Genomic DNA, 11,392 nt, shown 5'->3' on the forward strand with positions numbered 1-11,392 from the left:
GAACAGAATATTTATCGACCGTATGTGCGATATCGGAATTCTAACTGCAGAGGAGGCTATTGGCCTTAGCCTGACCGGCCCGATGTTGCGTGGCTCAGGGGTTAACTACGATGTGCGCAAGGCTTTCCCGTACTCAAGCTATGAGGAGTTTGACTTTGAGGTGCCGCTTGGAACTAAGGGCGATAACTACGATCGCTTTCTAGTTCGTTTAAACGAGATGGAGCAGTCGCTTAGGATCTGCGAACAGGCGATCGCAAGGCTACCGCAGGGAGCCATCATAGTAGATGATCCGCATATCGCACTTGTTTCAAAGGATCAGGTCTATAACTCAATCGATGGCATGATTAATCACTTTGAGTTGGTGATGTACGGCGTAAAGCCTCCGAAGGGCTCCGCTTACCAGGCCGTTGAGGGCGGAAGCGGTGAGCTCGGTTTCTATGTTGTCTCAGATGGTAGCGGCAAGCCGTACCGCGCACATGTGCGTGCTCCAAGTTTTATTCATATGGGCTCATTGAGGAAGATGTTGCTCGGACGGAACCTCTCGGACCTTATTCCGACATTTGGAATGATAAATATGATAGGTGGTGAGTGTGACCGATAACGGACAGGTCTTTTATATTAACACTAAGGGCGCTGTTCCAAGAAGTAAGGAGCCACTGCTCTTGCCCGAGATCTCTGAGCGCAGAGCGCAGGAGATGATAGCGCTCTATCCACAAAGTCGCTCGGCTATAATGCCGCTGCTCTACATCGCCCAGGAGCACTTCGGTCATATAACTCAAGCCGCTGTTGATTGGGTCTCGCACAAACTTTCGATAGCGCCGGTACAGGTCTGGGAGGTCGCAACCTTCTATACTATGTATTACAAAAAGCCGGTCGGTCGATATCATGTGCAGGTCTGTCGCACATTGCCATGCGCGTTGCGTGGAGCAAAGCGCATCTCTCAATTTCTGCATGAGCACCTCGGCCTTAAGCCTGGGGAGGTGAGCGCAGATGGTACCTGGAGCTTCGAAGAGGTGGAGTGTTTAGGTTCCTGCGGAACTGCGCCGATGTGCCAAATTAACGATATCTTCTTTGAGAATCTTAACGAAGAGAAGCTTACAAAGCTGCTCGATCGCATAGAAAAGGAGAGCCCAGATCTGCGCTTCTCGACGGTTCGTGATCAGCTCGGTGCTGGCCTGAAAGGGTGTCCTCAATCTGAGATCGTGTGATTACATAGAGTTAAATAATGTCTGATTTAGTTGCGCAAAAGCCGGTCGAGTTAGTGACCCTATCGATCGACGGAAAGCAGGTTCAGGTGCCTAAGGGTACTAACCTGATAGAGGCGGCCAAGTGCGCCGATATCGAGGTGCCGCATTATTGCTACCATCCGCACCTCTCTATAGCGGGTAACTGCCGCATGTGTCAGGTCTCGGTTAAGGGACAACCGAAGTTGACTATCGCTTGCAACACGACCGTAGCGGAGGGCATGCAGGTTGAAACGCACCTTACTAGTCAGGCAGTTGCCGACGCGCAGGCCGCCACCCTAGAATTTATTCTAATTAATCATCCCCTTGATTGTACGGTGTGCGATCAGGCCGGTCATTGCAAGTTGCAGGACTATCACTTTGAGTACAACGCGCGCGCAAGCAGATTTCTGGAACAGAAGGTTCATAAGCCAAAGGCTATCCCGCTAGGACCAACGGTTATGCTCGATGGTGAGCGCTGCATTATGTGCACCCGTTGTATCCGTTTCTGTGATGAGATCACAAAGACCTCAGAGCTCGGCATGTTAAATAGGGGCGACCAGTCGGTAATCGCAATTAGCCCCGGACATGAGTTAAATAACGCGCTCTCCGGATCGGTAGTTGATCTCTGTCCAGTTGGGGCACTCACCCATAGAGAATGGCGCTTTAATACCAGGATCTGGTTTACCAATCAGACCGATTCAATCTGCCCCGGATGTTCCACTGGATGTAACGTAAAGGTTGCTGAACGTGATGGCCAAGTGGTGCAGGTCAAGGCGCGTCGTAACGATGCGGTCAATAAGGAGTGGTTGTGTGATGAGGGGCGCTACGGCTTCCAGCGCTTTCTGCCAGTAGCGCGTGTCAAAGCACCCTTTAATAACGTAACTGCAAGAGAGCTGCCGTCAGTAGCCGAGGTAATAGCGGCGCTTAAGGGAAACCTAAAGACCTTAACTATTCTAGCCTCCCCCGATCTGTTGCTAGAGGAGTACTACCTTATTAAGCAGCTTCTAGTGCGCGCCTCAGCGGTGGGCCGAGCTGTGATCGCCTATCGGCAGCGCGCGCTTAATCAGGTAGAAGAGATCCTCGTTAGCCCCGACTACGCAAGTAACTTTAGGGGTGCACAGCTTGCTGGAATAGTTGGAGAGACACCTGAAGGCGAATACTTAGAGGTGCTGGCCAAGATCCGTCGCAAAGAGATCGAACATGTGCTTGTGCTTGGTGACCGCGCCATCGCAACACAGGATATAGATGCTCAGCTGCTTGAGGGATTAGCCGCAGCGAAGTTATCGGTTGGGGTACTTACAGACAGGGAGTCACTCCTTGCACGCACACTCACCATGATAGTTCCAGGGCGCAGTATACTTGAAAAATCAGGACTCCTTGTTAATCGAAATTTAAGGTTACAGTACGCGCAGAGCGTTCTGCCCCTAATCGATGGCACAGTTCCTGATTGGCGCTTTCTCGCCCAGCTTAGTGAGGCGGCAGGAGCTAAGCTTATCTCAGGTAACCCCACACAGATGAGCGATAGAGATCTGACCCGTTGGTACCTTGCAACCGATTCAGTCGTTTCGGTGCATGGGCTATCGATTGCAAAGATTAAGGGGGAGGGAGTTCAGTTGGTGCCAGCCTCGCAGGTGGGGGACAGTAGCACGCCCTCGAACCCGGCAGTTGTGGCCTCTGTAGCGCTACCGGTAGCATAGGAAGGTATGATTGAGCTTGTAATTCTCCTAGTGAAGGTCTTCGTTGTAATGAACCTCGCACTTGTGCTCGCCTCAACCTGTACCTGGCTTGAGCGTAAGGGCTCGGCATTAATTCAGGACCGAGTTGGAGCCAACAGGGCAGGGGCCTTCGTTGAATCAGATAAGTGGTTTATTAAACCGTTCCTGCCATTAATCAGAATGATGGGGTGGCTCGGTATCATCAACACCTTTATCTGTGATTCGGTCAAAGGGCTCTGGAAGGAGGACTTCGTGCCTGAAGGAGCCTCGAAGTTTCTGCATGCTCTTGCGCCCGTCCTGGCGGTGCTTCCGATTATGCTGGCCTTTGCGGTGCTGCCCATAGCACCTGACTTTACGGTCTATGGCTATAAGGTGCATCCCTGTGTCGCCTCAATCGATGGAGGACTGCTCTTTGTTCTAGCGATGGGCTCCCTGGCAGTCTATGGGATAGCGATAGCAGGGTGGACCGGTAACAACAAGTTCTCGCTGCTTGGAGCGCTGCGTGCTACTGCGCAGATGATCTCGTATGAGCTTCCGATGGGGGTGGTTTTTGTTGCTATTATCGTCGTCTACGGCTCACTTGATCTCTATACCATCGTCGAAGAGCAGGGGAAGCTTCTCTACGGGGTTATTCCGCAGTGGGGCATCGTAATGCAGCCGGTCGGGTTCGTCGTTTTGCTTCTGGCCGGTATGGCCGAGACCAAGAGAGCCCCGTTTGACCTGCCTGAAGCTGAGTCTGAGCTCGCTGCCGGATACTTTACCGAATACTCCGGCATGAAGTTCCTAATGTTCTGGCTCGGGGAGTTCGCAGAGATAGCGCTGATAGCGATGCTGCTAGCGCTATTATTCTTTGGTGGATGGCATATCCCCTGGATTACCCTACCGCAGGGAGTTTGGTGGGCCGCTCTGATCGGACACCTGGTGTTGATGGCAAAAGTTGTATCGTTGTGTGTGTTGCAGATAGTTATTCGCTGGACCTTGCCCCGTTTTAGGTACGACCAGTTGATGAACCTAGGATGGAAGATCTTGCTTCCGGTCAGTCTGGTAAACCTCGTTATTACAGCGATCCTTAAGGTAGCGTTATGACCTTTATCGGTTTTGTCCTCTCACTTATCGCACTAGTTGCAGCGATAGCGGTTGTGGTTAATCGCAACCCCCTCTACAGCGCACTAGCGCTGGTCGTAAACTTGCTCGCGGTGGCGGGGCTCTATGCTTTACTTGAGGCACACTTTCTGGCGGTATCGCAGATAGTGGTATACGCCGGAGCTATTATGGTTCTTGTGTTATTTGTATTGATGCTACTTAATTTAAAGGACGAGCCGCGCCGCAGGTTTGTAATCGTGCGCGCAATTATCGCAATCACTATCGGTTGCTGGATCTTCTCTACCGCCTTTTCCTCCATGGTGACACAGCTCTCAGGGCTCTCAACCCATAGCATGCAAGAGAATATGCGGCGCTCTGAGGGCACCGTAAAAGCTATAGGAGAGGAGCTCTTCAGTCGCTATATAGTGCAGTTTGAGCTCTCGTCGCTAGTGCTACTAATCGGAATCGTTGGAGCCGTTATGCTCGCCAAGCGAAAGCAGGTAACGTTAGCGCCCCGTAACGAGGGTACCGGAGAGAAGGGAAAGAATGCAGGAGCGCAGCCATGAGTCCATTAATATCCTATCTTGGCCTAGCTCTGCTGCTCTTTATAATCGGAGCTATAGGGGTCTGTATGCGGCGTAACGCCATCGTTATCCTAATGTGCATCGAGCTGATGCTTAACGCGGTAAATCTCACCTTCGTTACGTTTAGCAAGATGCATGGGAACCTTGATGGGCAGGTAGCTGTGTTTTTTGTCTTGGTGATTGCAGCCGCAGAGTCAGCGGTCGGGTTAGCTATTATTATCTCGGTATTTAGAAGCTTGGTATCGGTAGAGACGACCGATGCTGCGCAGCTTAAGTGGTAGGGGTTATGGAAAGCTCAGATCTTCGTTTGTCAATTATTGTGATAGCACCTCTGATCGGGGCCTTGCTATCTTACCTGCTTGGTCGGGTCGCTGCAAAGCTAGCGGGCATAACGGCATCGCTAGCGGTGCTGGTGTCGTTCATTATGACGCTCTCTTTGTGGGCTGAAGTAAGTGCGACCAGGAGCTTTACGGGATTCCTTACATCGTGGATCTCGTTTGGATCGCTTGCGCTACCGATGGAGCTATATTTTGATTCACTAGCGGCGGTAATGTGTCTGATCGTAACTGGGGTTGGACTCTTAATTCATATCTACTCTATAGGATACATGGCGCACGATCCCGGTATCGCACGCTTCTTCTCCTATATGAATCTCTTTTTGGCCTCGATGTTGGTCCTGGTGCTCGGAAAGAGCCTTCCGGTTATCTTTATCGGATGGGAGGGGGTTGGGCTCTGCTCATACCTCTTGATTGGATACTGGTTTACCAATACCGAGTACGCCAAGGCCGGTCGCAAGGCGTTTGTAATGAATCGTATCGGGGATCTCGGGTTTCTTGTTGCGATGGCCATTCTTTTCACTGCGTGTGGAACCCTCGATGTAGTGGAGCTTAATAAGGCCGATGTGCTCAGGCGTCTGCCAGAGGGGCTAGGATTGTTGGCAGGGCTTGCGCTCTTTTTTGCCGCAACGGGAAAGTCTGCACAGATTCCGCTTTTTACCTGGCTCCCCGATGCGATGGCCGGCCCTACGCCGGTCTCAGCGCTAATTCACGCGGCAACCATGGTTACAGCCGGCATCTATCTGATGGCCCGTATGCACGGAGTTATCGAGTTAGATGCTGCCGTTCCAGCAACTATCCTGTGGGTGGCGCTCGCCACATCAGCCTTAGCCGCTACAACCGCCATGGTTCAGAACGATATTAAAAAGGTGCTGGCCTACTCAACCGTTAGTCAGCTCGGTTTTATGTTTATCGCCGTGGGGGTAGGGCAGTACTCGGTGGCACTTTTTCATGTGGTAACCCACGCTTTCTTTAAGGCCTGTTTATTTCTCAGCGCAGGGTCTGTAATTCACGGCTGTCACCACGAGCAGGATATGCGAAAGATGGGAGGGCTCGCAAAGAGTATGCCCATAACCTCTATCTGCTACGGAGTGGCAACCCTCGCTATCGCCGGGATCTGCCCCTTTGCTGGATACTTTTCAAAGCATGCGATCTTGGCCTCAATTGCGGGAACACCGAACCGTTTCTTAATAGATCAGATCGAATTAATTAGCTTTATAGCTACATCTATCGCTGTATGTACCGCGTTCTACATGGCTCGTTCGTTTATTATGACCTTTCTTGGAAGCTACCGTGGGCATGCAGAGCCACACGAAGCACCGCTTATTATGACAGCACCGGTGATGGTGCTGGCGTTACTCTCACTCGTTGGAGGTTTCGTCCTTGAGCACCCCTTTACGGCGTACCTCTCTGGGCTGAGCGCACAAGGGACAAGCTTGGAGCACGGCGCTGAGGGGCTGCTCTCGTACTTAGTTGGCTCGCTCCCCGGAGTATTTGGAATCGTGCTTGCGGTGTACCTCTTTATCCTAGCACCACGTGAGAGGAGCTTGATTAGAAGGTTCTGTGGGCCTTTGGAAAAGCTATTTGCCCGCACCTACTTTTTTGATGAGGTGCTGAACGCTCTTGTTATTAGGCCGGTTAGAAAGCTCTCAGGTATTGCATTTAGGTCGGTTGACCAATCGTTGATTCAGGGTAGTGCGGTAGCTCTCGGCAATATCACCAGCGCTGTAGGGGAGCTGACCTGTAGGATTACAACGGGGCAGGTAACGACCTATCTCTTTCTGATGTTCGGCGCGGCGGCAACGCTCTTCGGTATTTTTACACAGGTAAGGTAGGCAGAGATGATGCTTGAACGGTTGCCGATCAGTTTTCTTATTATACTGCCGATGCTCGGGGCGCTGCTCTGCCTTGGGCCGTGGTTCGCTCGTGAGCGAGATACTAACGGCAGGTTGTGTAGAGCGTGGGCACTCTTTGTCTCTGTCCTTACCTTGGGATTATTACTGGCGTTAGCCAAAGGGATTATCTCTAGCCCAGACACGGCTAACGCTCTGCACGAGAGTCGTAGCTGGATCCCCTCGCTTGGAATAACCTTTAGCCTGACCTTAGATGGATTGTCGTTAGTTTTTGCTCTTCTGACCTGCGTTGTTTCCCTCTCAGTAATCGGCTGGCTAAGTAAGCCGAGCGCCGCTGGGGCAGGGTGGTACGCGCTCCTTCTTTTTGGAGAGGCGAGCGTTTTAGGGGCCTTTCTCGCAACCGATCTGGTTCTTTTTTATTGCTTATATGAGCTGATGCTCCTTCCGGTACTGGGCGCTACGGCGCTCTGGGGTGGTCCGCGCCGTATTCAGGCAGCGCTAAAGTTTTTGCTCTATACCGTGGCCGGCTCCGTACCGATGTTTCTAGCTATTCTTTACCTTGTTTGGCAGGGGCAGGGGTACGGGTATGGGCTAAATGGAGTGGGGGAGCTGAGTTCAACGGAGCAACTTACGCTTGGTGCAGCTTTTCTTTTGGCCTTTGCGGTCAAGATCCCGATAGTTCCTCTGCACGGCTGGTTACCCGACACCTATCGTGAGGCGCCCTATGGCATAGCAGCCTTTACCGCAGCACTCCTCGGTAAGGTTGGTATCTACGCCGTGGTACGTTTTATGTTTCCACTGTTTCCAGACTTTATGCACTCGGCGGGGCCGTTTCTAGCAGCGTTCGGAGCAGTTGGGGTTGTGTACGGTGCTCTGATCGCAGCAGTGCAGAGGGATATCCCCTCGCTACTAGCTTACTCATCTATCTCGCACCTTGGATTTTGTGTGCTCGGGCTCGCTTCAACAAATGAACTGGCGTTAACCGGGGTGGTCTTTCAAGCGCTCAGTCACGGTCTTGTAACGGCGGCGCTCTTTCTAGTATTCGGCGCGGTCATAGACCGTGAGGGGGTGCGGGACTTTGATGGCTTTGGCGGCTTGGCGACAAAGATGCCAAGGGCGGCCCTCTTTCTGATGGTGTTTAGTATCGCAGCCGTTGCGTTGCCACTGACGAGCAGCTTTGTGGGGGAGTTCCTGATTATTCTGGGCTCTTGGGGGAGCTATCCAGGTTGGACCGCTCTGTCCTTGGTTGGTGTTGTGCTCGGGGCTGTCTATACATTAACGGCGTACCTTAAGACCATGTTCGGCCCAGCGCGAGAGCATAGTGTGGCGAGGCAGGGTGATATTAGTGCTCAGGATCTCATTATCATGGGTGCCCTGGCGCTGGCTATAATTGCGCTTGGGGTGTTCCCAAATCGGATGCTCTCGTTCATAGCGCCGGTAGTGAACGCACAGGTGACGCGCACCGTAGCACTAGATAAGGCGCCAGATAGCGATACGGATCGAGCGCGCTTTAAGGAGAGGAGTGTAGGTACGATATGAATGCAGTAGCGCTATTATCATCACCGTTAGGATCGTTTGCACCGATCCTTGCTATCTCTCTCGGGAGTCTCGGGTACTTAGTTACTGGTCGGTTCCTTGAGCGCACCCGGAGCGCCGCCATCTTAGCGGTGCTGCTCGTAGCAGTCGCAGTGGTGCTGCTTGCGCAGATACCGGACACAATAGTTGATGGTGAGTACGGCATTATCGTAGACGATCTCTCACGCTTACTTGGAATACTCGCCTGTGGTGGGGCGCTGTTAAGTTTAATCGGCACAAGCTCCGCCATTAATAGCGAGCAGATAGAGACCGTTAATGAATACTATTTCCTCACCCTAACGGCGCTATGTGGAGCGCTCGTGATGATATTCGCGGCGGATTTTCTTACTCTCTTTATCGGGGTTGAGGTGGCTTCACTAGCGCTTTACTGCCTGTGTGGAGCGCGCATAACGAAGCCTGCATCATCTGAGGCCTCAATTAAGTACTTTTTGCTGGGGTGTTTCAGCTCCGCTTTTCTGCTCTACGGGATAGCGCTCTGGTACGGCGCCACCGGCTCGCTCTCGATGATGACCGGAAGCGATCTCATAGTATCGCCGATGGTTATCCTCTCATTCCTTATGATCCTACTAGGGCTTGGATTTAAGCTCGGATTAGCCCCTTTTCATCTCTGGGTGCCCGATGTCTATCAGGGGGCTCCGACCTCTGTTACCACCTTTATGAGTTGTGTGGTTAAGATAGCGGCCTTTGCTGCACTCCTTAAGGTTTCATATTGGGCCTTTGAATATCCACAGGAGTGGGCGATGGGGGCGCTCTGGGTGCTCTCTGTGCTTGCGATGACGATTGGAAACCTTGCCGCACTGCAGCAGAGGAGCATTAAACGGATGCTGGCCTACTCAAGCGTTGCACAGGCTGGTTATATGCTTATAGGCATAGTTTCAGCGCAAGGGGATGGCGTTGCGGCAACCCTTTTCTATCTGATCTCGTACTGTGCGATGACGGTCGGGGCCTTTTCTGTGCTCTCGGCGGTTGGTCCGGATGCGGACGATCTAGGGGATCTGCGCGGCCTGATTAAGAGGAGCCCATTTCTTGCAACCTGCATGACCCTATTCTTTCTGGCACTGGCTGGGCTGCCCCCTAGCTTAGCTGGATTAATGGGTAAGGTATTTCTGTTCTCAGCGGCGCTCTCAGTTGATCTGCAGGGCCTTGCGATTATTGCGGGGCTTAACTCGGCGCTCGCTTGTGCGTACTACTTTAGGGTGCCGATGGCGATGCTCTTTCAGAGCGGTACAGAGCAGGGGCGCCTAGCGGTATCGTATCCGACTATAATCTCTATCGGGGTATGCGCCCTAGCGGTAGTAGCGCTTGGGCTTTTCCCCGAACCTATCCTTGGGGTGGCTCGTTCCGCAGCGGACGCGCTGGTTGGGTATAAATAAGGCGTTAGAGCATAGGTATAATGCTTAGGTGGGCTATACCTTACCTTACCTTACCTTTCATGGCCGCGTAGATACCGGCGTTCCTAGTAGCTAGCCCATCATCCAATAGAGGTGAATAGTTAACAAATATCTCAACTTGCCAAGAGGGGTGGTTGACACCTATAGTTGCCGAATACGGTTTTATAACTAGGCGTTGCTTTGGTCTCAATAGTGGCCAGCGACCTTAGGATTTCTAGATCGACACCCTGGATCTGGCAATTTTTGCCAGATTTTGGGCTTTCTTGGTTTACTAGAGGGTACTAACGGTACCGTTGCCCGCAAACCTAAGAGAATTAGTCTGCAATAGAGATTCTTAGTTCACTTTAGTTAGTGGGCTTAATTTTTTGATAAATGTTTAAATTTATAGGGGTTGGCGACCGACCTCTAGACGTAAGATGAGCGCTAACAAGAAGGCCTATGACCTTGCCATAGCTATGTCAGGAGACGCAAACGGCTTTAGGCCGAATGGGGGGCATATCGCTCGTGCACTGCTCTGCGTGATCGCAATGGTGTCTCTTTTCATCTCATATAACGCCCCGTCAGATGCATCGGCTCAAGAGGAGGAGAATCCAACAGAGACTCCAACTGAGACTCCGACCGAGACTCCGACCGAGACTCCAACTGAGACTCCTACCGAAACTCCAACCGAAACCCCAACCGAGACGCCAACTGAGACTCCTACTGAGACTCCTACCGAGACTCCAACTGAGACTCCGACCGAGACTCCGACCGAAACTCCAACTGAGACTCCTACTGAGACCCCAACCGAAACTCCTACCGAAACTCCAACCGAAACCCCAACCGAGACGCCAACTGAGACTCCTACTGAGACTCCTACCGAGACTCCAACTGAGACTCCAACCGAAACACCAACCCCCGCCCCGACCTTTACCAGCGCCGGACCAAGTAGCGTGGTGCTCGATAATCTCATACTAAGTGGAGTAGATACCAACACCGGCACCATGGATGTCGAGTTTGACATTGCATGGAACTACTCCTGGCGCTTAAGCACCGAGCAGAGTAACTGGGATGCTGTCTGGGTGTTTATGAAGTTTAAGAACGCCTCACGGGGTAGCGGCGAGTGGCAGCCCGGCTCGCTGCTCAATACCGGACATACGGCGCCCAACGGTTCAGAGATCACTACCGGGCTTATTAATACAGCCACAAGTTTTAATATAGCTACTAACCCCGGAGTGGGTGTCTTTATCTACCGCAGCGCCGCTGGCTCAGGGAGCGTAGACTTTAACGATGTAAAGCTACGGTGGGATTATGAGCAGGACGGAGTGGTATATGGTGATGACCTAACCTATCAAATCCACGCCATACATATGGTGTACGTTCCGGATGGGGCGTTCTATGCCGGGGATAATAACACCTCAACTAGCTCATTTAAGCAGGGCTCCGCTGACAACGACCCGTGGTATATAACGAGCGAGTCTGCGATTACAACCAGCTCTGGTAGCGCCGAGTACTATGATGCTACAGGGTATACGATCCCAGCCGCCTTTCCGAAGGGGTACGGTAAGTTCTACCTAATGCGGCACGAGATTACGCAGGAGCAGTGGCGTGATTTCTTTAACTCACTCCC

Annotated in this window: 11 protein-coding genes; 10 read left to right on the plus strand and 1 reads right to left on the minus strand. The window is 52.2% G+C overall.

Annotation, left to right across the window (positions count from 1 at the left end; genetic code table 11):
* The 9 genes from NTV65_11210 to NTV65_11250 form a co-directional block, all read left to right on the plus strand.
* On the plus strand, nucleotides 1-601 hold a 601-nt coding region (locus tag NTV65_11210), incomplete at its 5' end, for an NADH-quinone oxidoreductase subunit D (protein ID MCX6115764.1).
* Nucleotides 591-1,208 carry an NAD(P)H-dependent oxidoreductase subunit E gene (locus NTV65_11215; GenBank protein ID MCX6115765.1) on the plus strand — a complete coding sequence of 206 codons (618 nt, stop codon included), beginning with the start codon at nucleotides 591-593 and terminating at the stop codon, nucleotides 1,206-1,208. The genes NTV65_11210 and NTV65_11215, both read left to right, overlap by 11 nt.
* Nucleotides 1,209-1,225: 17 nt before the next feature.
* Nucleotides 1,226-2,923: a 2Fe-2S iron-sulfur cluster-binding protein gene (locus NTV65_11220; protein ID MCX6115766.1), complete on the plus strand. Its 1,698-nt coding sequence runs from the start codon at nucleotides 1,226-1,228 to the stop codon at nucleotides 2,921-2,923.
* A gap of 6 nt (nucleotides 2,924-2,929) precedes the next feature.
* Nucleotides 2,930-4,027, plus strand: a complete 1,098-nt coding sequence (locus NTV65_11225; GenBank protein ID MCX6115767.1) for an NADH-quinone oxidoreductase subunit H — start codon at nucleotides 2,930-2,932, stop codon at nucleotides 4,025-4,027.
* The gene (locus tag NTV65_11230) at nucleotides 4,024-4,590 is read left to right on the plus strand and encodes an NADH-quinone oxidoreductase subunit J (protein ID MCX6115768.1); all 567 of its coding nucleotides are present in this window, start codon (nucleotides 4,024-4,026) and stop codon (nucleotides 4,588-4,590) included. The genes NTV65_11225 and NTV65_11230 overlap by 4 nt, the downstream gene beginning before the upstream one ends.
* The gene (gene nuoK, locus NTV65_11235) at nucleotides 4,587-4,889 is read left to right on the plus strand and encodes an NADH-quinone oxidoreductase subunit NuoK (protein MCX6115769.1); all 303 of its coding nucleotides are present in this window, start codon (nucleotides 4,587-4,589) and stop codon (nucleotides 4,887-4,889) included. Before NTV65_11230 ends, nuoK begins: the two co-directional genes overlap by 4 nt.
* A 5-nt stretch (nucleotides 4,890-4,894) precedes the next feature.
* Nucleotides 4,895-6,778: an NADH-quinone oxidoreductase subunit L gene (gene nuoL, locus NTV65_11240; protein MCX6115770.1), complete on the plus strand. Its 1,884-nt coding sequence runs from the start codon at nucleotides 4,895-4,897 to the stop codon at nucleotides 6,776-6,778.
* A gap of 6 nt (nucleotides 6,779-6,784) precedes the next feature.
* Entirely contained in the window at nucleotides 6,785-8,335 is a 1,551-nt protein-coding gene (locus tag NTV65_11245) for an NADH-quinone oxidoreductase subunit M (GenBank protein MCX6115771.1), read from the plus strand.
* Nucleotides 8,332-9,765, plus strand: a complete 1,434-nt coding sequence (locus tag NTV65_11250) for an NADH-quinone oxidoreductase subunit N (GenBank protein MCX6115772.1) — start codon at nucleotides 8,332-8,334, stop codon at nucleotides 9,763-9,765. The genes NTV65_11245 and NTV65_11250 overlap by 4 nt, the downstream gene beginning before the upstream one ends.
* Nucleotides 9,766-10,357: 592 nt before the next feature.
* Here the strand turns inward: NTV65_11250 and NTV65_11255 are convergent.
* A complete protein-coding gene (locus tag NTV65_11255) occupies nucleotides 10,358-10,786 on the minus strand; it encodes a hypothetical protein (protein ID MCX6115773.1) in 429 nt (142 codons plus the stop codon).
* Here NTV65_11255 and NTV65_11260 point away from each other — a divergent pair.
* A partial coding sequence (locus NTV65_11260) for a hypothetical protein (protein MCX6115774.1) occupies nucleotides 10,767-11,392 on the plus strand: 626 nt, incomplete at its 3' end. The two genes, NTV65_11255 and NTV65_11260, sit on opposite strands and share 20 nt — an antisense overlap.

This window comes from Pseudomonadota bacterium, from assembly GCA_026390555.1.
Classification (GTDB): Bacteria; Bdellovibrionota_C; UBA2361; order UBA2361; family OMII01; genus OMII01.